Genomic DNA, 24,755 nt, shown 5'->3' on the forward strand with positions numbered 1-24,755 from the left:
TTAGGTTAAGCGTCAGGCAGGAGTGACCGGATGTCAAGAGAGCCCGAGGCCGCTCCTCCGAAGCGGCGGATGTCCGCGGCGAAGCGGCGCGCGGTGATCGTCGAGAGCGCGACCGAGGTCTTCGCCGAACGCGGGTACGACGGGGCGCCGATCGACGAGATCGCCCGGCGCTCGGGGATCTCGGCACCGGTGCTCTACGACCACTTCCCCTCGAAGCTCGCGCTGTTCCAGGAGGTGCTGGCCGCCGAGTACGCCCGGCTGCGCGCCGCCTGGCAGGTCACGTTCGCCACCGCGGAACCGCTGCGGGAGCGGTTCGCCGCCTCGCTCGACGCCTGGTTCGCCCACGTCGAGCGGCGCCGGAGGTCGATCCCCGTCCTGTTCCAGGTCGCCACCGCCGACGAAGGGGCCCGCCAGGCGCAGGCCGACGCCACCCGGGCGAGCCGGTCGGCGCTGGCTCCCTTCGTCACCGACGTGCTGACCACGGACGAGCTCGACACCGAAATGCTGATCGAGATCATCGCCGCTTCCCTGCGCGCCCTCGCGCTCTGGTGGCACGACCACCCCGCGGTGCCTCGCGTCAGGCTGGTGGACGCGGCCCTCGACGCCCTGTGGCCGGCCATCGAGCGTCGCGTGCCGCCGCCGTCTTGACGATCACCACGGGGAGACGCCGGTGGCGTCGAGGAAGCTGCCGGTGACGTCCGCCGGCGTGAACCGCGCCGCCCGCACGATCGGCGCCGCACCGATCTCGACGGGCTGCACGCCGGGCAGGGAGTTCATGCCGGTCGCCGTGGGTCCGGGGTCGACGACGTTGATCCTGAGGCCCGGGAACGCCTTCGCGTACTGCACCGTCAGCATCGATAGCGCTGCTTTCGATGCCGTGTAAGGGATTTCGACGAGGCGGGACTCCAGCCGGGACGGGTCGTGGACGCGGCCGAACGCCCCGGTGCCGCTGCCGACCTTGACGACGACGCCGGACCCGGACTTCTGCAGCAGCGGGAGGAAAGCGTGCATGACCCGCACCACCCCGACGACGTTGGTGCCGAAGACCCTCCCCGCGTCGACGGCGGTCACGTCGGCCGCGGGCGTCAGCTCCGGTCGCCGGGCGGCGTTGTTGACGAGCACGTCGAGGCGGCCTTGTTCACGCTCGACGAGCTCGGCCGCCGCCGTCACGGAGTCGTCGTCGGTGACGTCCAGGACGAGCGGCCGCACGCCCAGTTCCGCTGCCGCGGAAGCGGCTTTGCCTTCGTCACGAGCGGCGAGGTAGAGGTCGAAGCCGGCGGCGGCGAGTTGCCGGGCCGTTTCGAAGCCGAGTCCGCGGTTGGCGCCGGTCACCAGGGCGATGGGCACGGGATTTCCTTTCGTTTTGGAGGATGCGGGTCAGAACGCGTACGGCCCGAACCGGCCCCACGCCACCACCGTCGCCAGGACCAGCAGCACCCCGCTGGGCACCAGCGCCGGGACCTCACCGCGCCGCAGGTGCAGCACCACGGCGCCGGCCATCACCAGGGCCAGGCCGGTCGCGGCGATCGGGACCAGGACCGGTGCGATCCCGGCCGCGGCGGGCAGGATCAGGCCGATCGCGCCCAGCACCTCCAGCGCGCCGATCGCGCGCGGCGCCCACCGCGGCGCGTCGTCGGCCCAAGGTTGTGCCGCGACGTACTTCTCGTGCGGCTGGGCGAGCTTGAACCCGCCGGAGAGCAGGAAGCCGGCAGCGACCAGGCCGGCGATGACCCACAGACCGATATTCATGGCAGATAATCTACTCACTAGACTATCCACCTGACAACCCATCTATCTTGCGAACCATCTCGGCGGCCGCCTACGATCACGTGGTGACGCCCCCAGCCTCCGGACGCAAGCCGCCGGCCGACGAACCCCTCGACCTCGACAGCGACCTCGGGTGGGCGCTGCGGGTGGTATCGGGCGCGTTTCGCCGGACGGCCACGGGTTCCGTCGCCGCGTTGCCCGGCGGTCCCCGGGGTTACCTGGTGCTGATGGCCGTCGTGTCGGGACCGCCCCGCTCCCAGCTCGCGATCGCCCAGCAGCTGACGCTCAACAAGACCGTGATGACCTACCTGCTCGACGACCTCGAAGCCGAGGGCCTGCTCACCAGGCAGCCGGACCCCGCCGACCGCCGGGCGCGCCAGGTGCTCATCACGGAAAAGGGCACCCGCGCGCTGAACGAAGCCCGCGAACGCCTGGGCAAGGCCGAGGCGCGGCTGCTGTCCGACCTGGATTCCGCCGAACAACAGCAGCTGCGCACGCTGCTGGAGCGGGTCGCGCGGACCGCCCACCGGGAAGAGCGTGATTCCGAAGACTGCCGGCTCCAGGACTGACTCCGCGAACTCGGTCACGATAGGCGCGAGGTAGCTGAAGGTGGTCATTTAACCGCCGGTGGCCGGCACGGCCAAACCCGGCTGGAACCTGATCGAATACGAAGATACGGGGATGCGGTGGACCTGGACCTGCTCGACACGCGGCGCCGTGCGCAAGCAGGGCGAAGAGCCGGTGGAGCAGACGTGGGTGCCGCTCGGCGTCTCACCCGGCCTCGCCGACGACGAGGTCTTGATCGACACGTGGCATGCAGCCTTGCAGTGGCGCCAAGCCTGCGTATGAGCACCCCGCGGCGCCCAGAAGTCGACGTCACCTTGCGCCCCTCGGCCTGACCGCAGCTATCCCCTCCCGCTCGAGCCGAGGTGTTCTGGCACCGCCGAGGAATCGGAATTTGCTGACGCCGACGCACACCTTCCGCCAGCACGGAATAGGCAGACCCGATCCACCCCTCGACGATACCGGGTCGACCAGGCACCACGCTGCCGCCTCCGACGGCGCCGCGAGACCGGCCGCAATGACACCGCAGGAACCGCCGAGCGGACCGACCGGTTCACCCCACACCCACCTGGTCGTGCTCCGAGGCCCCTCCGGCGCCGGTAAGACCACAGTCGCCACCGCCGTGCGCGCCCGGCTCGGCCACGGCGTCGCGCTGGTCCAGCAGGACGTCCTGCGGCGGGTCGTCCTGCGCGAACACGATGTCCCCGGCGGGCTGAACATCGCGCTCATCGCGACGGTCTGTCGATTCAGCCTCGACGCCGGCTACCACGTCATCCTCGAGGGCATCCTCACCGCAGCTCGCTACGGGCCGATGTTGCGCCGGCTCGCCGCCGACCACCGCGGCCACACCACCTTCTTCTACTTCGACGTGCCCTTCGCCGAGACCGTCCGCCGCCACGCCACCCGCCCCCAGGCCGAGGAATTCACCGCTGAGGACATGCATGGCTGGTACGCAGCCAGCGGGCGCCTCGACGCGCCGGGCGAACAGATCATCGACACCACCTCGTCGACGAAGGCCTCGGTGGACAGGATCGTCGCGTACGTGGCCAGGAACGAGCCCGACGCGTCATAGGCCGCGCGCGTGGCGCCTGCGGCGTGCAATCCAGGCCGCGCGGCCGACGTGACAACTCCGGCGGTCACCGGCCCGGCGAAGTAGGCGAGCACAGCGACACTTCCCACGATGATGATCACAGGGGCCATCCGCGACACGCTTCACCAGCGCTCGCCGATACCCGGTGCGCGAGAGCCGAAACCACGACGCGGGAATCACGACAATGGCGTTGCCCACCCGTTGGTGTCGTTTACACCCCGGAACGTCCCGGGTACGCGGGAAGCGACCGGAGCTGACGAAGTCCGGCTGTTGTTTCCACCGATCGTTGAGGAGGCCGTGATGGCTGCTGTCGCGCACTATGTCGAGGTCGATGCTCCCGTGCAGGCGTGCTACGACTGGTGGCGGCCCCTGACCCGCCTGCCGCAGGTGTTCTCGGACGTCAAATCCGTTCAGGCCGCCGACGGCGACGCCGACCGAACCCACTGGGCAGTCAGCGGACCGGCCGGATCGACGGTGGAGTGGGACGCGCGCATTGTCGAGGACGCGGCACCGCACAAGATCGCCTGGACAACCGTCGACGACGCCGACCCGGACGTGAAGAACTCCGGTGTCATCCGCTTCGACGACAAGGGCAACGGCCGCACCGGTGTAGAAATCGCCCTGGACTACGAGCCCCCGGCCGGCAAGCTCGGTGAGGCCGTCGCCTCGCTGCTGGCGGATCCGCAGAAGAAGGTCGAGCGCGCTGCTGCCGAGTTCAAGACCGTTATCGAGGCCCGCTGACCGATCACAGCTGCGGTGGCCGGGGCTACAAGTCCCGGCCGCCTCAGCCATCCGCTATGCCGAGAGCCCAGGTCTGCGCGACAGTTCAGCCAGTGTCGACCGTCGGCCATCCTTCACCCCATGTTGAGGTCAGCTGGGTGCGCTCAGCATCTCGGCGACGAACCGCTCGGCGACCTCGCGCAGCTTGATGTTGCGGTCCTGGGACTGCTTGACCAGCATCTGGAAAGCGTCGTCGGCCGAGATGCGGTGCAGCGCCATCGGGATGCCCTTGGCCTCGTCGATGACAGCCCGTGACGTCAGCGCCGTGCGCAGCTGCGCGATCGTTTCTCTGGCGCTCGCATAGCGGCGTGCGCTGCGCAGGGCGGCTTCGGTGGCGGTGGTGTAGAGCTCCAGCAGAGCTTCGTCGAGGGCGTCGAAACCGTTGTCGGCCACGCCGTAGAGGTTGAGCGAACCTCGGTACTCGCGGTCGATGAACAACGGCGCGGACAGGTAGCTGCCTACCGTCTCCTGGCCGGCGGCCGCGGTGAACGCTGGCCACCGCCGGGTCGCTTCGGCCACTTTGACCCGGTGAACTTCACTGGTGCTGGCTGCCTCCAGGCAGGGGCCCTCGCCGGCGTAGTACGCACGTAGCCGCACTGAGGGCTGTACGGAGTGGCCCGGGGACTGCCCGGGCCACTCCGCCGGTCCGTCCACCGCGATCCCGGCCGACGAACTGGAGATGACCGTAGCCTCGGCGAACCTGCATGCTTACCTCAGCTACCGCGACACGCCCGCCGCGCTCGACTGGCTGACAGCGACCGGAAATCCGGGCCTGACGGCATTGCGCCCGCGCAGGACAGGCAACACCCGACCGGTTCTGCGCGGGCACGGACGTGAGTGAAAGGCACCACCCGCGACCGCATCGCTGCACATCGAGGTCGGCCACCCCGCCCTCCTCGGGCTGCGGGGCTACCTCGCCGACGTCACGAACGCGCTCGGCATCGGCCTGGAATCCTGCACCATCGACCCCGACACCCGTCTCGCCGTACGTCGCCCTCGTCGAGCGCCTGCCCGGATACCCCGACCACGACGTCGCGCTGCTGTGGGTCGAACCGCACGGCTGGACCGCCGCCGTCGAAACGCAGTCCAGCGAGGACCTCATCCTCGTCCGCTACCTCGGCGGCATCACCATCATCCCGCCACCTCCCTGGGTCGCGGGGTTCGTCAAGGCGTTGCGCGAGGACGATCACCGCATCGGGCTCCTCGATGCGGTGAGCATCCGCACGGCAGCCGGTTTCGCTGAGATGGATGCCGTAGTCCGCGAACGAACGTCGGCACGCGCGTCGCGCGTCAGGCAACCGACTTGATCGGGAATCGAGCTGCGAGCAGGCCGGTGACCAAGTTCGCTGCCGGCGCTGCGATGACCACGCCCTCGGGGCCGACCTCCAGCAGCGGGTGGCGGAACCAGAATGCTTCCGCGATCCAGTTCACCGCCCGGACTTCGTCCATTTCGGTCCGGTCCACCGGGTGCGGCCCCGGTATGGCCAACCGGCGGAGCAGTCGCAGCTGTCGTCCGGACAGCTGCGCCAGGATGACTTCGAGATCATCGCGGACGTCGCCGGTGTCGAGCCACTCCCTCGTCCCCGCTGTCATCTGCACCCTCCTGCCTTGCGAAGCACCGTCGACCTGGTGCGCGCCGCCCTGGTACCCCACGTGGACAAGGCGGAAACTTCGCGCGAACCGTTCGGCGATTAACTCGCCGCAGCCGGGGTAAGTGTCGCCTGCGGACGGTGTCTGAGGTGAAGGCAGGTGGGCTGTGAAGACCGATCACGAGTTCCCGGACTATCTCCACGCTGTGGCTGCGGAGCTGAGATTGCCGGTTGAGGACACGGCGGCCGACGCCGGCGAACCGATGTGCGGGCAGATCCGCTTCGCCGGCCGCACGGCCGACCGCCCGGCCCGTGATCGGCTCCTGACCTGGGAAGCCCACGGTGGCTGGCAGCTCGCCGGAGCCGACCGCGCGTCCGGTGCGATGCGCGTGATAGCCGTCCTGGCCGGGCCGGCTCGTCCCGCTCCCCGAGCCGTTGCGGACTTCGCCGTCCAGGCTTTGGCCGCTCGCGGAGAACGACTCGTCCGCCGTCAGACCGACGGTGACCGGCTTGCCCTGTTGCTCGACCGGCACTCGATCGACCTGACCCGCACTCGCGCAGCCCGCTCAAGCAGCCCGCCCAGCAGGAGCCGGTAGCGGCGCTTGCTGCTCCACGCCGGCTCGATCGAGCGCCCGTCGACCGAATTCGGATGCGGTTGTCGCAACCCCGGGCGCGCGCCTGTTCGGCCCGCGTCCAGCGCCGCGGCAGCCAGGGCATACCGGCCCCGCCATCGGATATCCACCAGCACCTTGGACATACGCGTGAGGAGTTCCCCATGGCCCAGACGGTCGGCGACTACCTGCTCCAGCGGTTGCGCGAATGGGGTCTCGAGCAGGTCTTCGCCTATCCGGGCGACGGAATCAACGGCCTCGTTGCCTCCTTCGGCAAAGCCGACAACCAGCCCCGTTTCGTCCAAGCGCGGCACGAGGAAATGGCCGCCTTCTCGGCCGTCGGCTACGCGAAGTTCAGCGGCAACGTCGGCGTCTGCATGGCCACCTCCGGCCCGGGCGCCATCCACCTGCTCAACGGCCTCTACGACGCGAAGCTCGACCACGTCCCCGTCGTCGCCATCGTCGGGCAGACCGCGCGCAGCGCGATGGGCGGCAGCTACCAGCAGGAAATCGACCTGCAGGCACTGTTCAAGGACGTCGCCAGCGAATACCTCGTCGAAGTCAACGTCGCCGAGCAACTGCCCAACGCACTCGACAGGGCGATCCGCACCGCGCAGTCGTCGCGCTGTCCCACGGCCTTGATCATCCCCGCCGACCTGCAGGAAGAGCCCTATCAGGCACCGAAGCACGCCTTCAAGCAGGTGCCCTCCAGCCCGCCGGGCACCTCCTGGTCGGCCCCCGTGCCGCCCGAGCGTGACCTCTACGCTGCGGCCGAAGTGCTCAACGCCGGCGAGAAGGTCGCCGTCCTCATCGGACAGGGCGCACGCGGCGCGGCCGAAGAAGTTCGCCAGCTCGCCGAAGTCACCGGTGCCGGGGTGGCGAAGGCGTTGCTGGGTAAAGACGTCCTGTCCGACGAGCTGTCCTATGTGACCGGTGCGATCGGACTGCTCGGCACCCGGCCGAGCTACGAGCTCATGCGCGACTGCGACACCCTGCTGATCGTCGGCTCGAACTTCCCCTACAGCCAGTTCCTGCCCGACTTCGGCCAGGCGCGAGCGGTGCAGATCGACCTGGACGGCCGGCTCATCGGGATGCGCTACCCGACTGAGGTCAACCTCGTCGGCGACGCCGCGGCCACCCTGCGCGCGCTACTGCCCAAGCTGACGAGCAAACCGGACCGCTCCTGGCGCGAGACGATCGAGAAGAACGTCACCTCCTGGTGGGACACCGTCGAGAAGGAAGCCGAGGTCGACGCCGACCCGGTCAACCCGATGGCCATCGTGTCCGAGCTGTCGCGCCGGATCCCGGACAACGCCATCGTCACCGCGGACTCCGGGTCCTCCACCAACTGGTACGCCCGCAACCTGCGCATCCGCGGCGACATCCGCGCGTCGCTCTCGGGCACGCTGGCGACGATGGGCCCGGGTGTGCCCTACGCGATCGGCGCGAAGTTCGCCCACCCCGACCGGCCGGTGATCGCCCTCGTAGGCGACGGGGCCATGCAGATGAACGGGCTGGCCGAACTGATCACCATCGCCCGCTACCAGCACCTGTGGAGCGATCCGACCTGCGTGATCTGCGTGTTCCACAACAACGACCTCAACCAGGTCACCTGGGAGCTGCGCGCGATGGGCGGCGCACCGAAGTTCGAGGAGTCCCAGAGCTTGCCCGACGTCGACTACGCCGGTTTCGCGCTGTCGCTCGGGCTCGCCGCGATCACCGTCGACAAGCCCGACCAGCTCGGCCCGGCGTGGGAGACAGCGCTGTCCGCGGGTAAGGCAGCCGTGCTCGACGTCCGCTGCGACCCGGAGGTGCCGCCGATCCCACCGCACGCGACGTTCGAGCAGATGAAGTCGGCCGCCCAGGCGGTGCTGAAGGGCGACCCGGACGCGTTCCACCTCGTCGTGCAGGGGGTCAAGACGAAGCTGCAGGAGTTCCTCCCGGGCAGGAAGAACTGACGCCCGAGGGTGAACAGACGGGCGCGTCCGCCCTTAGTGAGGCCGTCCCCGCTGAACGACAGGGCAACCAAAAGACGCGAGCCAACGTCCTGTATGCCGATATGACGATTTGAGTGAGTCCCGGTGCGGTGGCACCGGGACTCACTCGGCCACTGGTGTCAGCGGTTCATCAACGCGAAAACGCCCCAGCCGAGGTATTCGCGTTGGTAATGGTTGTATCGGGGATCGGTCGCCGACCGACGTGCGGACTGGTCCTGGACCGATTCCCGCGACGTCGCCCGCACCTACGCCGCGGGCGGGTTCGGCGGCCGGCTTCCCGGCGCGATCTGGACGGCGATGGTCGAGCCCGAGCGGCTGCTGGCCCGCCACACCGACCGCGACGAGTTCGAGTACGTCGTCGACACCGCCGGTCTCGTGATCGAGCCGGTTCCGGGTTGCGCCGCATTCGCCACGGCACTCAGCTGAGCAGCCAAGTTCGGGAACGCCGCGCATGTCCACGATCGCCTCGTCCACCGAATCCGAACTGAACGGGTTTCCGAGCCGCGGGATCACGCCGGACGCGACGGAGGTCCGCTCCACCCCCGCGGCTGCGACCGGCCTGATCGTTCTCACCGCATACGCCGCGCCCGACGGCAAGCCGGTGACCGATCGGCGCGAGGCTCCAGCCTGTCGGTCGTGTTGACCGGCGGCAACGTCAACGACTGCACCCAGTTCACCACGGTCATGGCGGGTATCGAACTCCGCCGCCGGGGTCCGGGGCGACCTGCGACCCGGCCGTGGCGGGTGCTGGCGGACAAGGGCTACTCCAGTCGCGCCACCCGCAGCTATCTGCGCCGACGCCACATCCCGGCGACCATTCCCGAACGCCGGGACCAACGAGCCAACCGGCTGCGCCGGGGCCGGGCCGGTGGCCGTCCACCGTCCTTCGACCGTGTCGCCTACCGGCGCCGCAACATCGTCGAACGCTGCTTCGACCGCCTCAAGCAGTTCCGTGCCATCGCCACCCGCTTCGACAAGACCGCTACGTCCTGCCGAGGCTTGATCGACCTGGCCACTCTGCTCCTCCGGCTTTGAGGACAGGCCCTAGTCTGTTGGCCGGCCATGGGCGGCATGGGCCAGTTCGAACGCGCAGTTGGCCTCGTTCTGCCCGTCACCGAGTTCGACGAACAGTGAGCAGGCGGCGGCCAGCACGTCGATCGCCGTCGCCGTGTTGCCGAGCATCGCGTGGGCCCGGCCCAGGTGGAGCTGTACCCGCGCGGTGCAGCGCCGATCTCGCTGGCCTTCCACGATCTCCAGCGCCCGCGTCAACTGCCGCAACGCCTTCGCCGGAGCGTTCTGCTTGATGTTGAACTCGCCGCAGCGGGTCAACACGGCGGCAGTGCGGTGGTCGTCGCCCAGTGTCATGGCTCGTTCCAACGCCTCTTCCAGCAGCGTCCAGGCTCGCTCGGGCCTGCCCTCGGCCAGGTGCAGCGTCGCCGCTCCGGCGCGGAGCTGGATCTCGAGGTGGCGGTCGCCGGTCTCGATCGCCAGTACGGTCGCGCGCGCGTTGAAATCCAGTGCCGCGCCGGCTTGGCCGGTGACCCGGTAGGTGGTGGCCAGGCCGCCGAGCGCACGCGCGATCCCCGGCACGTCGCCCAGCTCTTCGCTGATCGCCAACGACTCCCGTAGCGCGGCGAACGCCTCCGGGAACCGGTCCCGGTAGATGTGCAACTGCCCGAGCCCGAGCAGGAGCGCGGCCCGGCCGCGGCCGTCGGAAACCCCGGCGAGCGCGTCGGTGGTGAACTGGAACCACACCTCGTTGCGGCCACTGTGGTCGAAGTACTGCTGGCACATGACGGCCAGTTCCCAGCTGTGGTCGGCCATCCCCTCGGCGACGGCGATCTTGATGGCCGCGTGCAGCGCGGGCAGCTCGGCTTCGAACCACTCCGTGGGGTCTGTGATCGGCTCGCTGCCGGGCTGCCACCGGCTCGCGTCGCCGGGTGCCGGGGTCAATACGCTTCGCGGCAGCCGGGCCGCCGCCTGTTCGCTGAGGTGGAGCCATCCGCCGAGAGCCCTGGTGATGGTCTGCCGACGTGCAGGCGCCGGTTCCTCCTCGGCCTTCTCGGCCGCGAAGCACCGCAACAGGTCGTGCAGCCGGTAACGGACCGCGTCCGCGACCCGGCCGGCGGGTTCCACGAGGTTGCAGCCGACGAGGTCCTCCAGCATCCGCTCGGCCGCGCGCGCGTCGATCCCCAGCACCGCGGCGGCCAGCCACGCTCCGAAGGTCGGCACGCCCAGCGAGCCCAGCCTGCGGAACAGGATCTGGTGTGTGGCGGGCAGCTGGTGATAGCTGATCGCGAAGCTGGCGCGGACGGCGAGGTCGCCGACCGCGAGCCAGTCCAGCCGGGTCCGCTCGGCCGTCAGCCGTTCGGCCAGGTCCGCGGTGTCCCAATGGGGGCGTTCGGCGAGCAGCGCGCCCGCGACCCGCAGGGCGAGCGGCAGACCGCCGCAGTGCGCCAGCAGCGGCTCGTCGGGCGCGTGCCGCACGCCGGTGATCGTGCCGAGCAGCCTGGCCGCGTCCTCGTCGCCGAGCAGGCCGGGCCGGACGCGCCTGCCGTGCTCCAGCCCGCTGAGCGACTGGCGGCTGGTGACGAGGACCGCGCAGCCGGGCGCGGCGGGCAGCAGCGGCCGGACCTGCCGTTCGTGCTGCACGTTGTCGAGCACGATCAGCACCTTGCTGTCGGCGAGCAGATCCCTCAGCAGCGCCGAACACTCGTCGAGGTCAGAGGGCACCATGTCGACGGGGATGCCCAGTGCGCGCAGGAACCGGGGAAGCACCGTTGCGGCGCTGGAGTCCCCCAGTGTCGCGAACAGCTGGCCGTCCGGGTACGCGTCGCGGACCTGGTGTGCCAGCCGCACCGCGAACGTCGTTTTTCCGAGGCCGCCGACGCCGGAGATGGTCAGCACCAGCGGCTCGCGCCGGTCCGGCGCGCGCAGGTCGGAGGCCAGCTCGGCCAGCAGGTCCGCTCGGCCGGTGAAGCCGGCGAGATCCACCGGTAGCTGTTGCGGCCGGTTCACCTCGCGAGGGGCGGTGACCGCGGGTCGCAGCGTCGGTTCACCGCGCAGCACGCCGGCGTGCAGTGCGCGCAGCGCAGATGACGGCTCGACGCCGAGCTCGGTGACCATGGTCCGACGCAGATCCAGGTAGACGTCCAGCGCTTCCGGTATCCGCCCGGAACGGGCAAGCACCGTCATCAGGTGCGCACGGGGCCGTTCGCACAGCGGATACGCGGCGATCTCCGCGGTCAGTTCGTCGACGAGCTCGTCAGTGCGGCCGAGCTGCAAGTCCGCGTCGACCCGGTCCTCGATCGCGGCCGGTTGCAGTTCATCCCACCGGTCGGCAGCCACCCGCGCGGAGGGCGCGGGAATGTCGGGCAGCGCCCCGGTCACGGTGGCCAGGTCGAGTACCGGGTCCGCGCGCAGGATCTGCGCGTGCACGCGCCGCAGCCCGTGCCCGGGGTCCGCGCCGAGCTCGTCGGCCAGCAGGCGCTTGACGTCGTGGAACACGGCGAGCGCGTCGCCTTGGCGGCCGCTGCGGTAGAGCGCGAGCATCAGCAGCTCCCGCGCGCGTTCGCGGTACGGGTGCTCGCCGGCCAGCCGGGACAGCTCGGGGATGGCCAGCGCGTGCTCCCCGCGCAGCAGATCGAGCTCGGCGAGGTCTTCCAGCGCGCCGAGGCGGTACTCCTCCAGCCGGGCGCGTTCGGTGCTGGCCGCCGGGGTGTCGAGACCGGAGAAGGCGGGCCCGCGCCACAGCGCCATCGCCTCGGCGAGGTGCTGTCGCGCGGCGGCCGGGTCGCCGTCGCTCTTCGCCGCCCGAGCCCGCGCGAGGCCGGACGTGAACCGGGCGCTGTCGAGCTGGTCGGGAACCACCCGCAACGCATACCCCGTACCGACCGTCTCCAGCGAGCCGTCGTCCAGCTCCAGCGATCGGCGCACCTCCCCGACGTACTTCTGGACGAGGTTCACCGCGCTCCTCGGCGGCTTTGCGCCCCAGACGCCCTCGATGATCTGATCGCGGTCCACCCGGTGATCGGCGTGCAACAGCAGCACCGCGAGCACCAGGAGGCATTTGCCGGAGCCCACTTCGAGCGCGTCCACCCCGCGCCAGGCAGCGACCGGACCGAGTACACCGAACCGAATTCCGGGCATGCGAGTATCCCCCTCCCGGCGCGATAGTACCTCCGGCCAGCTACTTTCCGTAAGCCTGCAGCGCTACTGCAGTGAGCATTGTGAGGCTTCGGTCGCCAGTCGAACACGGTTGACGAGAGGAAGACCGACGATGGGAATCAGCACGAAAACACGCCGCTCACCGGGCACGCTGATCGGCAACCCGGGCCGCCGGGTGAAAGCGGTCGCCGTGGGCGCCGCGGCTGCGGCGGCCATCGTCGCCGGGGCTCCGGTCGCCACCGCGGCGCCGGCCGGATTCGAGGTGATCGTGCGGCACAGCTCCGGCACGATCGTCGGCCACCTCACGGGGAACCTGAGCTGGTCGACGTCCGGCAGGACGGTGACCTTCTCGAACCAGGCCTTGGCCGTCAAAACCGGCGAGTGCGTGGACGTCGCTTACGCCGGTTACCAGGGGAACACGCGGGTGACCGACATCTGGGAAGTCCGAGGCGCGTGCCTGACCGGCACCATCGACGACTTCCCCTTGGCGACCGACGTCCCAGGGGGTGTCCAGCAGGTCAACATCACCCTGACCGACGTCGACCACCGGAACAAGGCTTCCATCGCCTGCCGCAAGGACCAGTCCGTGTGTCACGCCTGACGTGATCGGTGATCAGGTCAGGCGTGTCGCTCGTCGAGGCGGGAGCATTCTCGACTCCGGACTCGGAGTCGATCCGGGTGCGGGTGGCTGAGCCCGTGCCGGAACCGAAAGGAAGGAACGCATGCGATTCACCCGGATTCGACGCGTTGTCTGCGTCGCGATGGTCACCGGCATCGGCCTGCTCGGGCTGGACGTCGCCCCGGCGCTGGCTGTCGGCTGCACCTACAACAGCTGCAACGGCAAGGACCCGCAGTCCATGGGGTGCTCGACGGGCGCGAAGAACCTCGACCAGTACACGGACAACTGGGGCGACTACATCGAGCTCCGCTACTCCTCGACGTGCGGAACGGTCTGGACCCGGATGACGACCACCAACTGCCAGTGGGCCAAGCCCGTGCTGGAGGTCGGGTACATCGACTACTACGGCCACTACACCTTGCAGGGCCGGTACAGCAGCGCACAGGGCCTGTGCGTGGAAGGACCACGCCAGGGCTGGTCGGCGATGTCGTCCTCCCGGCGTGAGCGGATGAGGTTCGAGTCCGACCAGCCCCGCGGCGGCACCAAGGTGCACGTGACCAGCTGTAACGACTGCTACTGAATTCCTCGCGCCCTCCCGGATCGGCGGTGGTTCTGCGGATCCGGGAGGGCTCCTCGGTTGTTTGGTCGTTCCCTATTGGCACGTTGCCCTCCGGCCACCCCATTCGCAGCGCCGGGCCGCGGCCCTCAACCCGTCAGCGGAGGTTGCGCCCGGTGGTGGCGGCGAAGCGGAACTCCACACCCACCGGGAGAGCTTCCAGGTCAAGCGCCTGCAGCAGCCGGGGCAGGGCCTCCGCCGCCAGGTGTTCGCGGACCTCCTGCGGGTCACCGTCCTGAGCCAGCGTGATGACCAGGGCCAGGGTCGGCGCTTCCCGGGTTCCCGCCAACGTCGCGCGCGCCTGGTGGACGCCGGGATGGGCGCGCAGTTCTTCGGTGAACGGGGCGACGGCGGTGTCGGCCGCCAGTTCGGTGCGGCCGCGGTCCGGGTCGGTGTCGAAACGCCACGTCCGGGTCGGTGGCCGGCGGGTCAGCTGGGCGAGGATCCAGCGCAGCGCTAGCAACCCCAGCAGCACCGCGACCGCGGCGGTGACGTACCAGACCCACGTCGGCGGCGCGGCCGTGCCGGGCACCAGCGTGGCCGCCGGGTCGAGGACGCGCAGGCGCCCGAAGTGTGTCGCCACCGCGAATCCGCCGGCGGCCAGCAGGAGCAGTCCGAGCAAGGCCAGCACCGTGCGGTTGAGGCGGGCCGGGCGGTTGAGGTCGGTCATGTCGTCCTCCTCGGGGCGCGGACCCGCACCGCCACCGCGGGCCGGGTGGCCGGGCCGATCCGGTCCAGCCGGTCGGCGACCGCCGTGCGGACGGCGTCGGCCAGGCCGTCGGGACGGGTGCGGGCGGTGTCGACGCGGACCTTGACCCGCCGCCGGCCGAGCTTCACCCGGGCCGCGGCGACGCCGTCGACGCCGGCCGCGGCGGTGCGCAGGGTCGTGCGGTAGCCGCCGCGGGCGACGCCGGAATCGAACCGCCCGGTCAGCGGCAGCACGGTGGCCGTCCCGGGCAGGATCGCGGCGAGCAGCAGCACCAAGCCGGCCAACGCGAGAACACCTCCGGCGACGGCGGTCGCGATATCGTTCCAGCGCAGGTCGTGCAGCGTGGCGGCGACGGTGTCGTAGCTGATCCAGGGACGTTCGCCGAGGAGGCGCTGGATGGCGCTCACGGCGACGAGCACGCACGCGGCCAGCAGCACGAGCGCGCTCAGCAGAGCCGGGACGCTGCGGCGTGGACGGCGTTTCATTCGACCCTCCGGGACGTGGCGACGGGGCTGTGCAGGGCGGTCACGGTGATGTCGACGCGCGTGACGGTGAGGCCGGTCAGCTCCTCGACGCGTCGCTCGAGGTGCTCGCGGGCCCGCTCGGTCGTCCGGGTCACCGACGCCGGGTAGGTGATCGAGAGGCGCACGTCCAGCGCCACCTCGCCGCCGGTGATGTGGGCGGTGACCTTGGCGGACCGGTCGGGGTCTTCGGCGCCGAGGCTGACGCCGAGGACTCGGCCGGCGGCGCCGCCGACCTCGTCGATTTCCCGCACCGCGTGAGCGGCCAGGCGTTGCACGGCCTGGTCGGCGATGGTGAGTGTGCCGCGTTCGAGGGTGGCGGTCACGGTGCTCAGCCCCGGTCGCGCCCGGACAGCTGGGACAGGTCGAGCTTGCCGTCGAGGACGCGGCCGACGAGGAACCCGATCGCGCCGAGGACGGCGACGGCGGCGAACGCCCCGAACCCGCCGAAGGCGACAGCCAGGCCGAGCACGAGGCCGGTCAGGAGGCCGAGCTGGGTGGAATTCACGACACCTTCTCCTTCGCTTGCTGCTCCACAGTGGGATGTTCGGCGAGGTCCGCCAGAATGACGTGCACGGCCCGGCCGGTGACGCCCGCCGCGGCCCTCACGGCCGCGGCGAGGTCGGCGGCCACCACCGGAAAGTGCGCGGTGACGGCGATGGTGACGTCTTCGTCGCGGACCCGGACGCCCTTGATCCGCCGCGGCGGGTCGAGGGTGGCGATCTCCCCGAACCGGCCGCCGTGCAGGCCGGCCACGTCGGGCACGGCCAGCACGGCGGCGGCGATCCGGGCGGCGTCGGGCTCGGGGGTCACTGCACCCGGCCGGTGTCGGTGTCGTCGCCTTCGTCGTCCGACGGCAGGTGCAGGTCGCCGACGTGGATGTTCACCTCGACGACCTCCAGCCCGGTCATCTGCTCGACCGCGGTGATCACGTTGCGGCGCACCGAACGTGAGAGGTCGGCGATCGAGACGCCGTACTCGACGACCAGCTGCAGGTCGACGGCGGCCTGCTTCTCCCCCACCTCGACCGACACGCCCTGGCCCGCTGAGGCGGTCGCGCCCGGGATCCGCTCCCGGATCGCCGAGAACGCCCGCGCCGCACCCCCGCCGAGGGCGTGCACACCGGGGATTTCGCGGGTGGCCAGGCCGGCGATCTTCTGCACCACGACGTCGGAGATCGACGTCGAGCCCTGGGCGCTCACCAGCGCACCCTCGGTCTTCGCGGCGGGCTGGGACGAGGTGGTCTGCGCGGGAACCTTGGTGGCAGCGGCGGTCATCGTGGTGTCTCCTTCGCACGGATCGGATGTCTTACGGTGGCAGAGGAACCGACTTCGATTGTTTCCTCCACACAGGACAGACAGCCGAGCGAGAAGATCGTCACGACCCGATCGTGTGAAGCACGCCACTCACCCCGGAGGTGCGCTCGCGTCGGGGCCAAACCAGTCGAGGCAGACCACCATGGCGTCGTCGGTTGTCCCCCCGGCCGCGCGGCGGAGGGCCAGGTCGGCCAAAACGGCGCCCGGAACCTGCGCCGCCGGGAGTCCGCCGGTGTCGGTGACCGTGCGGGCGAGGCCGGCGTCGCCGTACAGGTCGCCGGTGGGGCCCATGGCGTCGTAGACGCCGTCGCTGACGAAGACCAGCCGGTCGCCGGGCCTGGCTTGCAGCCGCTGCGTGAGGTAGTCGGTGTCGCCGAAGGCGCCCAGTGGCAGCTGCTCGTCGAAGGACACGCGGCCGGCATCGCCGTCACGCAGCAGCCACACGCGCGGGGAACCGGTGTCGACGACGTCCAGCGCGCCGGTCGCCAGGTCGAGCTGCAGCAGCAGGGCGGTGACGTATTCGCGGCCGTCGTAGTGGCTGTGCAGGGCCTGGTCGGTGAGTTCGGCTTGGGCGGTCAGGGGCACGCTGGCGCGGCGGGCGTTGCGCATGGCGTTGACGGCGAGGTGGGTGACCATGGCGGCGTCGACGCCGTGTCCCGCGCCGTTGACCAGCGTGACGGTCAGCGACCTGCCCGTCGCGGACCAGTCGAAGCTGTCGCCGTGGACGGCGTAAGCGGGCTCGAGCTGCCCGCCGAGGGCGAACTCGGGCCGGGTGCAGGAGCGTCCCGGTAACAGCTGCCACTGCATCTCCGCGGCCAGGGTGAGCCGGCTGGTCCGTCGCGCCTGCAGGTAGAGGTCGGTGTCCCGGCCGGCGACCAGGAGCTCGTGGACGAGTGCTTCGGCGATCCGGGACAGTTCGAGCTGCACCGTCGGGTCCGGTGCGGTCGCGAAGGTGACCGCCAGGACGCCCAGGCGGTCACCGCGCACCGAGACCGGGACGTGCGCGGTGACCGTGCTCGCGGTCTTTTCGAACGTCACCTGCTGACCGCTGAACGCGGCGCCCGCCACGGTCCCTGCACCGGCACGGGTTCCTTGCTGCAGGGAAGGTCCGCCACTGGCTGCAGCTCGGTCATGCTGTAGTCGGTGAGCAGCAGTTCGACGGCCTGAGCGTCCCATCCCGCGGTCAGCACGGCTCGCAGCACCGCGAGCAGTCCGTGCGGCGCGGCTTCGCGCAGCCGGTCGACCGCCGTCGTCTTCACCGCGGTGTCCTCCTCGGAGCCCTAGGTTTGCGGGGCTCCTGTCGATGTCGGCCCGAACCGGCTCTTCGGAGAGGCCGAAGATCGCTCGTGGCGCTGCCGGACAGTGTTCTACCGGTCCCCGGCACACCCGGACGCGCCGACGCTCGCACCCGACGCCCAGGGCCTCATCTGGCTGCCCGACGAGGCCTTCGCCGCGGCCTTCGCACAGAACGCCTCGGCCGAGGAACTGGCCGTCTTCCAAGCCGTGCAGCGGCCCATCACGCCGGAGAGCATCACCACCCCCGTCGGCCGCCCGCGGTGGAAGGATCTCCCCAGCTGGTTCTTGATCGCCGAAAAGGACCGCATGATTCCGGCGGAGACCCAGCGGTTCATGGCCGAGCACATGCAGGCCACGGTGCGGACGCACCCCGTCGACCACGCCCCGCTGGTCACCGCACCGTCGTCGGTCACCACGATCATCCTCGAGGCAGCCGACCACGTCGCCTCGGGGTCACCGCAGGGCTCCGAGTGAAGTGGTGGCCGGTCTTGAAACGGAGCCTGCAACTCGACGCAGGGTTCACACACGGAATCAGCGCTCATGGATCTCGTGCTGCCGGGCTGCGGCGAATGACGTTTCCAGCAGCGACGTCCACTGTGGCTCATTGTGCGAGTGCGCTCTGCTTTCCCGAGCACACGCTGCATCTTGGCGTGAAAGGGGCGGCCGGATGCGACCCGAGTCACATCGCGTGAAGACCAGTAGCGGTCAGATCCTGACCGCTATCTCGGGCAAAGTCGACCCGGACACTAGAACGAACCGCAGGAGGATCGGTGCCGGTCAGCACACTCACCCACCTCAACTTCACCGGCAACGCCCGGCTGGCGTTGGAGTTCTACCAGTCCGTCTTCGGTGGCCACCTCATGATCATGGAGCACGGCGCCCAGCTCGAGAGCCAGACCGACGGCCGCGACACCGGCTACGTGCCGATGGCCGCGGACCACCCCGACGCCGGCCGTGTCGCCTTCGGCATGGTGGTAGCCGAAAACGGTTTCCGTATCGCCGCCTACGACGTTCTCGGCACCGCCGGCACCAGCCCGGCCGGAAACATCGCCGCACCGCCGGGCCCGGCCGCACCGCGCGCTCGAGGTGTCACCCACACCGAGCCGTTCTTCGTGCTGCTCAACGGCGACTCCCTTGACGAGCTGACCCCATTGTGGAACGGCCTGTCCCAGGGCGGCACCGTGATCGCGGACCTCGGCCCCGCGCCGTTCGCGCCGGTTTACGGCATGGTCACCGACCGGTTCGGCGTCACCTGGGTCTTCGGCCTCACGCAGGGTGGCTGATCCCCGGTCCGGCGCAGTCTCGCCACGTCAGCGGAGCGAACCCGGTCGTCACGCCGGCAGACGACCTACGGGCGCAGCGTGCGGGTAACACCTTCGGGTGACTTGCAACCGGTCGGGTGGAGAAGCCCGTGCGGGTGGGCATTCCTCTCCGTTGCGACTTCGTGCGGCGAGAGAGGTGCCCATGTTTCCCGAGGACGAACGGCGCGCGCTCGAGCGGATCGAAGCCGAGCTCTCGGCCACCGATCCCGCCCTCGCCAACCGGTTCTGCCGGCCGCCCGACAGGTGGCGGTGGTTCTTCGTGCTGCTCGCGGTCACCGGCGTGTGCGCGCTCGTCGTGGGTGTCCTCGTGGGCAGCGGAAGCCTGACGGTCGTGGGAATCGTGACGATCGGTGTGCTCGCCGTCGAGTACTTTTCCCGGCGGCCCCGGTCGCCTCGCGGGTGACTCGGTCCTCGGACTCCGGCAGCACCGGAGTCCGGGGGCAGTGCTGCCGACGAGCGCGGTGGCCGCGGAGTTCTGCTCGTTCGGCGGCCGCGCCGGTGACAAGGTTCAGGCTTCGAAACCCGCCAGCGGCCGCACCTCGATCGGCGCGCCGATCGCGGCCGTTCCACTTCAAGGCAGCGTCGAGATCTGCCGCTTCGACCAGGTAGAAACTCCGAGGTGCTCCCCCTCCAACGCATCCTGGCCCGATCCGACCGGCACCGAAGGCGGGGGCGAAGTTCTTCCCCGGGAAAAGCCACCTGCTGTCTCTTCGTGCCAAGGGTCTGCTATTCGGCACCGCGGCGACCTGCGTCACGATCGTCCCACAGGACGGCGGCGCGTGCTCCTGGTCAGGACGCACGAACGCACCGGTTGCCGGGCGTCGCTGCTGCGCCCCTACAGCCAGGAGTCGTCGGTCCGTCTGGTCGATATCGCGGTGGGCCGACTCGCGCGCGGTCTTAGCAAGGTCGCTCGAGGACCCCGCGGACAACGCAAGTCCTTGGCAACGGCCATGGGCCTCGACCCCGAAGTCCTACACCCGGGCGGGTTGCTCGATCGCCTACACCTGGTTGCGACGGTGTGCGGCGGCCTCCTGCCGCACCCTGTCGGCGTCCGCACCGACGGCGCCGAGCCGGTCTGCCAAAGCGGCGTGTCCGGATGCCAGATGGGCGCGGATCGCGGCGAGCGGCGACAGCAGACGGGTCACGTCGTCGTCACCGAGCGCCGCACCGACCCGATCGGCGTCTTCCCGCGCCACCTCGTCGAGATCACCCAGGGCACTCACCTGGCCTGCCAGCTGCCGCACCACCGCCGAGTTCCGCCGCGCCCAGTCCGCGACCGCACGGTCGCCCGCGCGTCGGTCGCGCTCGGCGTCGACCCGTCCCTCCCCGGTCGCCTCCCCCGACAACGACGGCCGCAGGCGCAGGAACCGCCGCTCCGCGGCCTGCCGGCTGGCCACCCCCAGCGCCGGGGCGAGCGAGGCCCAGCTGCTGCCCCCGGCCCGGGCGGCGGCGATCAGTTCCGGCTCCCACCCGGCGAGCTGTTCCCGCGCCGACCGCAGCGCAACCAGCGCCGACAACAGCCGGTCAGGCGCTACACCCCCGCTCTGTGCCTCGACCACCACTTCGTGCACGTCCCGAACCATCTGGATCGGATCGTCGTTCGCCATCTGTCATCCCATCGACGACTGGTTACTTGTCATCGTTTCGATGACATGTTAGAACAGTGGGGCGTGTTGACACCAGATCATCGAACCCAGGAGGTGGAACCCATGTTGATGCGCACCGACCCGTTCCGCGAGCTGGACCGCTTCGCCCAGCAGATGCTCAGCGGGAGCGCGACCCCCGGAACCTGGTCCAAGCCCGCCGCGATGCCCATGGACGCCTACCGCGACGGCGACGAATTCGTCGTCTGCTTCGACCTGCCCGGCGTCTCCCCCGACGCCATCGAGCTCGACGTCGAACGCAACGTCCTCACCGTCAAGGCCGAACGACGGCCACTGCCCGGCGGCGACAACGTCCAGATGCAGGTCTCCGAACGGCCTCTCGGAGTGTTCTCCCGCCAGCTGTTCCTCGGCGACACCCTCGACACCGAGCACATCGCCGCCGGGTACGAGGCCGGCGTGCTGACGCTGCGCATCCCGATCGCCGAGAAGGCCAAGCCCCGGCGCATCGAAATCGCCGGCACCACCGGCGACCGCAAGGAAATCCAGGCCTGACGACGAACTCTCCCGGTGCAGTACCGGTCACCCCGAGCCGGTCCTGCACCGGGGACGCGTGTCCCGAAAGGTGTCCGCGCCCGTGACCGCATCGCTGCACATCCCCACCGGCCACCCCGCCTTCACCGCCTTGTGGGCCTATCTGGCCGACGTGACCACCGCATTGGGCATCGGTCCCGAATCCTGCACCGTCGACCACGATACCCCCGTCTCCGCCTACGTCGCCCTCGACGAGCGCCTGCCCGGCTACCCCGGCCACGACGTGGCCTTGCTGTGGGACGAGATACGCGGCTGGGCCGCCGCCATCGAAAACCGATCCGCCGACGACCTCATCGTCGTGCGCTACCTGGGCGGCCCCACCATCGCCCCGGCACCCGAGCACGTCGCCCGGTTCGTCACCGCGCTGCGCGAAGACGACCACCGCGTCGGCCGGCTCGCCCCACCGGCTCTGCGTACCGCCAAGGGCCTGGCCGAACTCGACGCCGCCCTGCGCGACCGGAGCACGACGTGACCCCCGATGCCCTGCCGCTGCCGGTGTCCTTCTCCCTCGCCGTGCGCGGCTACGACCGCGAGCAGGTGGACGAGCACCTGGCCGAGCTGCACGACGAGATCCGACTGCTGACCCTCGACCGCGACGCCGCCATCGCCGAAGCCGAAACCCTGGTTCGACACCTGGAAACCGCCCGCATCGAGGCCGACGACCTACGCACTCGACTCAAGCGCCTGGCTCTGTCACCCGCCGACCCGGACGCAGTCGGTGAGCGAGTGCGGCTCATGCTCGAACTCGCCCGCGCCGAAGCCGACGCCATCATCGCGTCGGCACACCATCGGGCCACGGCCGTGCGGGAGCGGGCCGCCGAAGCCGAACGACGCACCGCGGCCCGATTGCGCGCGATCGACGACTTCCTGGCCCGCACCGAGGACATCCTCGCCGAAGGTCCGCAGCAGCCTCCGCTTCGACGAGCCGGGCTCACCGCCGCGTGAACCAGCACATCCCCGGAAACCACGACGGACACCAAGGCACGCGCGGCGGCGGAGAAGATCTTCGCCGCGGCCGCCGAACCGGTGGTCCAAGCTTGTCGTGCTGACAGCGGCGGGAAGCGCCACGCTCTCGACCGGGGTCGCCGCCGAGGAGAAGGCCGTCGAGCAGGCTTTCGGCGCCGGCCAGCTCGCGATCAGGCCGAGCGGCATCGTCGGGTCCGGGTCGTCGAGGTAGCTGACGTCGATCGCCGGGATGTCGGCGTGCACCGGGACGTGGTACTCGGCGAGACTCGGGTTCATGATCCGCCCGGTGCGCGGGTCGGCCAGCCTCTCCTCGGCTAGTGCCATGCCGATGCCGCGGTCGATCGTGCACTGTGACCGGTTCACTCCAGCTCCTGTGGAGGAGGCCCCCTGAAATCAGGATGCCGCCCTCACCTCCGAGGCCGACGCGATCGATCATCAACGCGACACCGAATAGGACGTTATACGGTTCAGAGTTGCCGGCCCACACCGGTAAGCGAGGCAGGCCGATCTCCGGTGCCCGGGCCATGGTCGAGGGGATCATCTACCGGTATCGGTGCGGGATCGCGTGGCGGGATGTGCCGGCGGTGTTCGGTCCGTGGAAGACGATCTGCACCTGGCATCGCCGGATGGCCGGTGACGGCACCTGGGACACCGTGCTGCAGCACCTGCTCGCTGCCGCGGACGCGGTCGGCCTGGTGAACTGGTCGGTGTCGGTGGATTCCACGATCGCGCGGGCGCATCAGCACGCCACCAACATCACCCGCCCCACAGAGGCCGGGTCGAACTACACGGATCTACTCGCCGAGCCGCCTGATCATGCGATCGGCCGTTCCCGCGGAGGCTGGAGCACCAGGGTGCATCACCTCGTTGATGGGAACGGCCGGCCGCTGGTGACGTTGGTCGGGCCCGGACAAGCCGGGGACGCGCCGATGTTTCCGCACCTGATGCGGTATCTGCACGTCGCTCGCCTACTCTTCGGGGGCGATCCGCGGGCATCTACGTGCTCGCGGCATCTCCGCGGTGATCCCCGAACCCGCCGACCAGGCTGGGCACCGCACACGCGGCGGGCGCCCACCTGCCTTCGACTCGGTCGACTATCGCGGCCGCAACGTCGTAGAACGTCGGTTCAACCTGCTCAAGCAATGGCGGGGTCTGGCTACTCGCTACGACAGCTCGCCATCCCACGCCACGGCGCGTGTCGCCACGCTCGAACACGGGTAGGTCAGTCATCGATCACTACTGGGACGACAAGGATCGGTTCGGTGGGTCCAGGTTCAACGAACCGCGGCCACAGAGGCGCCGCGCCGGGCGTTGCGGCGGCTGCCGTTGATCAGGTCGTTGAAGCGGTCGACGGCCCAGATCGTGCGCAGCCCGAGCGGGCCCATCATCATCGGTCGCGGGAACTTCGGCTTCGCCATCCACAGCGTCTGCAGGTCGTCGTGCCGTTCACCGTCGATGATCGCGTCGGCGATGAGGGTGCCCACGTACGGTGCCTGCGCCAGGCCGTGGCCGTTGCAGGCGATCGAGTAGTAGATGTTGTCGCCGATCCGGCCCGCCAGCGGCAGCCAGGACGACGTGATGGCGATCCACCCGCCCCAGGCTCGATCGATCGCGAGGTCCGCCAGCGCCGGGAAGCGCGTGTCGAAAGCTCCGGCGAGCTCCTCGACCAGCGCCGGGTCCGGGGTCCGCTCAGGCAGCGGGTAACCGGTTCCGCGCTCGAGGCGCCGCACGCCGAACACGATGGTGTTGCGCGGCGTGAGCCGGTAGTTCTCCATGATCGCGTGCTGGGTGACGAGCCCCATGCGGCTGGTCCACCCCAGCGCCGCCAGCCGGGCGGGGTCGATCGGCTCGGTCTCCACCTCGGCCACGTAGATCGGGACCGACAGGTGCCGCGGAGTGATGCACCACTCCCCCGCGAAGGCGTTCGTGGCCAGCACCACCCGGTCCGCGCGGACGCGGCCGCCGGGCGTGGTGAGGACCACCTGGGCACCGTCACGCGTGACGTCGGTGACCTTCGTCCGCTCGAAGACCCGGGCGGACGAGCCGAGCAGGACCCGCCGCATGCCCAAGGAGAACTTGCCGGGGTTCATCATCCCGCCGACCACCTCGCGCAGACCGCCCACGAAGCCACGCGGGATCCCAAGTTCCTCGCTCGTGCCGACCTCGACGTGGCCACCGGACCGGGTGACGATCTTCGCCACCCTCCGCACCCGGCCCATCTGCCCGCGCGAGACCGCGGCGAAGGCGTTGCCGGTGGCCTCGTAGTCGCAGTCGATGTCGTGCTTCGCGATGAAGTCCTCGACGTGGCGGGCGGCGTGCTCGGCGAGCCGCATCATGCCGGGCATCTTTTTGCGCGAGAGCAGGTTGAGCAGTTGCAGGTCGCCGCCGGGGGCACCGGCCAGCTGCCCGGCATTGCGCGAGCTCGAGCCGTGCCCGCAAAACTCCGCTTCCAGCAGCACCACGTCGTGGCCGCGTTCGGTCAGCCGCAACGCGGTCGACATGCCATTGATGCCCCCTCCGACGACGACGGTGCCGCAGGTGAGGTCCTCGGCCAGGGCCGGCCGGACGTCGCCGGGTGGATCCACCCAGCCGCTGAAGGTGCTGTACTCGACGTTGTCCGTCTTCATCGG

General features: G+C 70.2%; 34 protein-coding genes and 2 pseudogenes. 21 read left to right on the top strand and 15 right to left on the bottom strand.

All coding sequences use genetic code 11. The annotated features are described in order from the left end of the window. The first annotated feature begins 30 nt into the window (after positions 1 to 30). Positions 31 to 648 carry a TetR/AcrR family transcriptional regulator gene (locus QSK39_RS21360; RefSeq protein ID WP_285479529.1) on the top strand — a complete coding sequence of 206 codons (618 nt, stop codon included), beginning with the start codon at positions 31 to 33 and terminating at the stop codon, positions 646 to 648. 3 nt (positions 649 to 651) lie between these two features. On the opposite strand, the gene QSK39_RS21365 is transcribed toward QSK39_RS21360, so the two are convergent. Both QSK39_RS21365 and QSK39_RS21370 read right to left on the bottom strand, forming a co-directional pair. Continuing rightward, entirely contained in the window at positions 652 to 1,347 is a 696-nt protein-coding gene (locus tag QSK39_RS21365; RefSeq protein WP_285479530.1) for an SDR family NAD(P)-dependent oxidoreductase, read from the bottom strand. 30 nt (positions 1,348 to 1,377) lie between these two features. Next, complete coding sequence (locus QSK39_RS21370; RefSeq protein WP_285479531.1) at positions 1,378 to 1,749, bottom strand: DoxX family protein; 372 nt, start codon at positions 1,747 to 1,749, stop codon at positions 1,378 to 1,380. A gap of 83 nt (positions 1,750 to 1,832) precedes the next feature. On the opposite strand from QSK39_RS21370, the gene QSK39_RS21375 reads away from it, so the two are divergent. From QSK39_RS21375 to QSK39_RS21390, 4 genes are all read left to right on the top strand, one after another. Further along, a complete protein-coding gene (locus QSK39_RS21375) occupies positions 1,833 to 2,336 on the top strand; it encodes a MarR family winged helix-turn-helix transcriptional regulator (RefSeq protein WP_285479532.1) in 504 nt (167 codons plus the stop codon). Positions 2,337 to 2,394: 58 nt separating this feature from the next. Continuing rightward, on the top strand, positions 2,395 to 2,616 hold the full coding sequence (locus QSK39_RS21380) for a hypothetical protein (protein WP_285479533.1): 222 nt from the start codon (positions 2,395 to 2,397) through the stop codon (positions 2,614 to 2,616). A gap of 232 nt (positions 2,617 to 2,848) precedes the next feature. After that, the gene (locus QSK39_RS21385) at positions 2,849 to 3,403 is read left to right on the top strand and encodes a kinase (protein WP_285479534.1); all 555 of its coding nucleotides are present in this window, start codon (positions 2,849 to 2,851) and stop codon (positions 3,401 to 3,403) included. A gap of 318 nt (positions 3,404 to 3,721) precedes the next feature. After that, positions 3,722 to 4,162 (top strand): SRPBCC family protein, encoded by a 441-nt coding sequence (locus QSK39_RS21390; protein ID WP_285479535.1) that lies wholly within the window; start codon positions 3,722 to 3,724, stop codon positions 4,160 to 4,162. Between the two features lie 129 nt (positions 4,163 to 4,291). Here QSK39_RS21390 and QSK39_RS21395 read toward each other — a convergent pair whose 3' ends face one another. After that, the gene (locus tag QSK39_RS21395; protein ID WP_285479536.1) at positions 4,292 to 4,855 is read right to left on the bottom strand and encodes an ANTAR domain-containing response regulator; all 564 of its coding nucleotides are present in this window, start codon (positions 4,853 to 4,855) and stop codon (positions 4,292 to 4,294) included. 179 nt (positions 4,856 to 5,034) lie between these two features. Between QSK39_RS21395 and QSK39_RS21400 the strand changes: the two genes are divergently transcribed. Then, the gene (locus QSK39_RS21400) at positions 5,035 to 5,508 is read left to right on the top strand and encodes a DUF6292 family protein (RefSeq protein WP_285479537.1); all 474 of its coding nucleotides are present in this window, start codon (positions 5,035 to 5,037) and stop codon (positions 5,506 to 5,508) included. Here the strand turns inward: QSK39_RS21400 and QSK39_RS21405 are convergent. Next, entirely contained in the window at positions 5,492 to 5,794 is a 303-nt protein-coding gene (locus QSK39_RS21405; protein ID WP_285479538.1) for a hypothetical protein, read from the bottom strand. The two genes, QSK39_RS21400 and QSK39_RS21405, sit on opposite strands and share 17 nt — an antisense overlap. A gap of 202 nt (positions 5,795 to 5,996) precedes the next feature. Between QSK39_RS21405 and QSK39_RS21410 the strand changes: the two genes are divergently transcribed. The 5 genes and pseudogenes from QSK39_RS21410 to QSK39_RS21430 all read left to right on the top strand — a co-directional run. Further along, positions 5,997 to 6,386, top strand: coding sequence for a DUF6292 family protein (locus QSK39_RS21410; protein ID WP_285479941.1), 390 nt, complete (start codon positions 5,997 to 5,999; stop codon positions 6,384 to 6,386). A 179-nt stretch (positions 6,387 to 6,565) separates the two neighbouring features. Beyond that, on the top strand, positions 6,566 to 8,359 hold the full coding sequence (locus QSK39_RS21415) for a thiamine pyrophosphate-requiring protein (protein WP_285479539.1): 1,794 nt from the start codon (positions 6,566 to 6,568) through the stop codon (positions 8,357 to 8,359). 213 nt (positions 8,360 to 8,572) lie between these two features. Beyond that, positions 8,573 to 8,824 (top strand): hypothetical protein, encoded by a 252-nt coding sequence (locus tag QSK39_RS21420; RefSeq protein ID WP_285479540.1) that lies wholly within the window; start codon positions 8,573 to 8,575, stop codon positions 8,822 to 8,824. A gap of 25 nt (positions 8,825 to 8,849) precedes the next feature. Continuing rightward, the gene (locus tag QSK39_RS21425; RefSeq protein ID WP_285479541.1) at positions 8,850 to 9,041 is read left to right on the top strand and encodes a hypothetical protein; all 192 of its coding nucleotides are present in this window, start codon (positions 8,850 to 8,852) and stop codon (positions 9,039 to 9,041) included. Continuing rightward, positions 9,017 to 9,433 (top strand): annotated as a pseudogene (locus QSK39_RS21430) (IS5 family transposase); the annotation flags it as partial. The gene QSK39_RS21425 and the pseudogene QSK39_RS21430, both read left to right, overlap by 25 nt. Before the next feature lie 9 nt (positions 9,434 to 9,442). On the opposite strand, the gene QSK39_RS21435 reads toward QSK39_RS21430, so the two are convergent. After that, positions 9,443 to 12,547, bottom strand: coding sequence for an AfsR/SARP family transcriptional regulator (locus QSK39_RS21435; protein ID WP_285479542.1), 3,105 nt, complete (start codon positions 12,545 to 12,547; stop codon positions 9,443 to 9,445). Between the two features lie 130 nt (positions 12,548 to 12,677). On the opposite strand from QSK39_RS21435, the gene QSK39_RS21440 reads away from it, so the two are divergent. Together QSK39_RS21440 and QSK39_RS21445 are read left to right on the top strand one after the other, a co-directional pair. Next, positions 12,678 to 13,166 (top strand): hypothetical protein, encoded by a 489-nt coding sequence (locus QSK39_RS21440; RefSeq protein ID WP_285479543.1) that lies wholly within the window; start codon positions 12,678 to 12,680, stop codon positions 13,164 to 13,166. Positions 13,167 to 13,287: 121 nt separating this feature from the next. Beyond that, on the top strand, positions 13,288 to 13,764 hold the full coding sequence (locus QSK39_RS21445; RefSeq protein ID WP_285479544.1) for a DUF2690 domain-containing protein: 477 nt from the start codon (positions 13,288 to 13,290) through the stop codon (positions 13,762 to 13,764). A gap of 133 nt (positions 13,765 to 13,897) precedes the next feature. Here QSK39_RS21445 and QSK39_RS21450 read toward each other — a convergent pair whose 3' ends face one another. The 8 genes from QSK39_RS21450 to QSK39_RS21485 form a co-directional block, all read right to left on the bottom strand. Continuing rightward, the gene (locus tag QSK39_RS21450; RefSeq protein WP_285479545.1) at positions 13,898 to 14,470 is read right to left on the bottom strand and encodes an alkaline shock response membrane anchor protein AmaP; all 573 of its coding nucleotides are present in this window, start codon (positions 14,468 to 14,470) and stop codon (positions 13,898 to 13,900) included. Further along, positions 14,467 to 14,994, bottom strand: a complete 528-nt coding sequence (locus QSK39_RS21455) for a DUF6286 domain-containing protein (RefSeq protein ID WP_285479546.1) — start codon at positions 14,992 to 14,994, stop codon at positions 14,467 to 14,469. Before QSK39_RS21455 ends, QSK39_RS21450 begins: the two co-directional genes overlap by 4 nt. Then, positions 14,991 to 15,365, bottom strand: coding sequence for an Asp23/Gls24 family envelope stress response protein (locus QSK39_RS21460; protein WP_285479942.1), 375 nt, complete (start codon positions 15,363 to 15,365; stop codon positions 14,991 to 14,993). The genes QSK39_RS21455 and QSK39_RS21460 overlap by 4 nt, the downstream gene beginning before the upstream one ends. Next, positions 15,362 to 15,538, bottom strand: coding sequence for a hypothetical protein (locus QSK39_RS21465; RefSeq protein ID WP_176170605.1), 177 nt, complete (start codon positions 15,536 to 15,538; stop codon positions 15,362 to 15,364). The genes QSK39_RS21460 and QSK39_RS21465 overlap by 4 nt, the downstream gene beginning before the upstream one ends. Further along, positions 15,535 to 15,843 carry a hypothetical protein gene (locus tag QSK39_RS21470; protein WP_285479547.1) on the bottom strand — a complete coding sequence of 103 codons (309 nt, stop codon included), beginning with the start codon at positions 15,841 to 15,843 and terminating at the stop codon, positions 15,535 to 15,537. The genes QSK39_RS21465 and QSK39_RS21470 overlap by 4 nt, the downstream gene beginning before the upstream one ends. Continuing rightward, a complete protein-coding gene (locus QSK39_RS21475; protein WP_285479548.1) occupies positions 15,840 to 16,307 on the bottom strand; it encodes an Asp23/Gls24 family envelope stress response protein in 468 nt (155 codons plus the stop codon). Before QSK39_RS21475 ends, QSK39_RS21470 begins: the two co-directional genes overlap by 4 nt. Before the next feature lie 129 nt (positions 16,308 to 16,436). Continuing rightward, entirely contained in the window at positions 16,437 to 17,384 is a 948-nt protein-coding gene (locus tag QSK39_RS21480; RefSeq protein WP_285479549.1) for a PP2C family protein-serine/threonine phosphatase, read from the bottom strand. Then, a complete protein-coding gene (locus QSK39_RS21485; protein ID WP_285479550.1) occupies positions 17,381 to 17,605 on the bottom strand; it encodes a hypothetical protein in 225 nt (74 codons plus the stop codon). The genes QSK39_RS21480 and QSK39_RS21485 overlap by 4 nt, the downstream gene beginning before the upstream one ends. 103 nt (positions 17,606 to 17,708) lie before the next feature. Between QSK39_RS21485 and QSK39_RS21490 the strand changes: the two genes are divergently transcribed. The 3 genes from QSK39_RS21490 (at position 17,709) to QSK39_RS21500 (ending at position 19,367) form a co-directional block, all read left to right on the top strand. After that, on the top strand, positions 17,709 to 18,116 hold the full coding sequence (locus QSK39_RS21490) for an alpha/beta fold hydrolase (protein WP_285479551.1): 408 nt from the start codon (positions 17,709 to 17,711) through the stop codon (positions 18,114 to 18,116). Positions 18,117 to 18,412: 296 nt separating this feature from the next. Continuing rightward, on the top strand, positions 18,413 to 18,925 hold the full coding sequence (locus QSK39_RS21495; protein WP_285479552.1) for a VOC family protein: 513 nt from the start codon (positions 18,413 to 18,415) through the stop codon (positions 18,923 to 18,925). Positions 18,926 to 19,106: 181 nt separating this feature from the next. Further along, on the top strand, positions 19,107 to 19,367 hold the full coding sequence (locus tag QSK39_RS21500) for a DUF3040 domain-containing protein (RefSeq protein WP_285479553.1): 261 nt from the start codon (positions 19,107 to 19,109) through the stop codon (positions 19,365 to 19,367). Positions 19,368 to 19,962: 595 nt separating this feature from the next. Here QSK39_RS21500 and QSK39_RS21505 read toward each other — a convergent pair. Further along, entirely contained in the window at positions 19,963 to 20,571 is a 609-nt protein-coding gene (locus QSK39_RS21505; RefSeq protein ID WP_285479554.1) for an HSP18 transcriptional regulator, read from the bottom strand. Positions 20,572 to 20,673: 102 nt separating this feature from the next. Here QSK39_RS21505 and QSK39_RS21510 point away from each other — a divergent pair, with 102 nt between their 5' ends. From QSK39_RS21510 to QSK39_RS53045, 5 genes and pseudogenes are all read left to right on the top strand, one after another. Beyond that, on the top strand, positions 20,674 to 21,120 hold the full coding sequence (locus tag QSK39_RS21510; protein WP_285479555.1) for an Hsp20/alpha crystallin family protein: 447 nt from the start codon (positions 20,674 to 20,676) through the stop codon (positions 21,118 to 21,120). Positions 21,121 to 21,202: 82 nt separating this feature from the next. Beyond that, complete coding sequence (locus tag QSK39_RS21515; RefSeq protein ID WP_285479556.1) at positions 21,203 to 21,631, top strand: DUF6292 family protein; 429 nt, start codon at positions 21,203 to 21,205, stop codon at positions 21,629 to 21,631. Beyond that, positions 21,628 to 22,104, top strand: a complete 477-nt coding sequence (locus QSK39_RS21520) for a DivIVA domain-containing protein (protein WP_285479557.1) — start codon at positions 21,628 to 21,630, stop codon at positions 22,102 to 22,104. Before QSK39_RS21515 ends, QSK39_RS21520 begins: the two co-directional genes overlap by 4 nt. A gap of 97 nt (positions 22,105 to 22,201) precedes the next feature. Further along, complete coding sequence (locus tag QSK39_RS21525) at positions 22,202 to 22,336, top strand: hypothetical protein (RefSeq protein ID WP_285479558.1); 135 nt, start codon at positions 22,202 to 22,204, stop codon at positions 22,334 to 22,336. A 187-nt stretch (positions 22,337 to 22,523) separates the two neighbouring features. Beyond that, positions 22,524 to 23,078, top strand: a pseudogene (locus tag QSK39_RS53045) (IS5 family transposase); the annotation flags it as partial. 321 nt (positions 23,079 to 23,399) lie between these two features. On the opposite strand, the gene QSK39_RS21530 reads toward QSK39_RS53045, so the two are convergent. Continuing rightward, positions 23,400 to 24,752: an NAD(P)/FAD-dependent oxidoreductase gene (locus tag QSK39_RS21530; RefSeq protein WP_285479559.1), complete on the bottom strand. Its 1,353-nt coding sequence runs from the start codon at positions 24,750 to 24,752 to the stop codon at positions 23,400 to 23,402. Positions 24,753 to 24,755: the final 3 nt, after the last annotated feature.

Origin of the sequence: Amycolatopsis sp. NBRC 101858, assembly GCF_030269325.1 — a bacterium.
GTDB classification, from domain to species: Bacteria; Actinomycetota; Actinomycetes; order Mycobacteriales; family Pseudonocardiaceae; genus Amycolatopsis; species Amycolatopsis ponsaeliensis.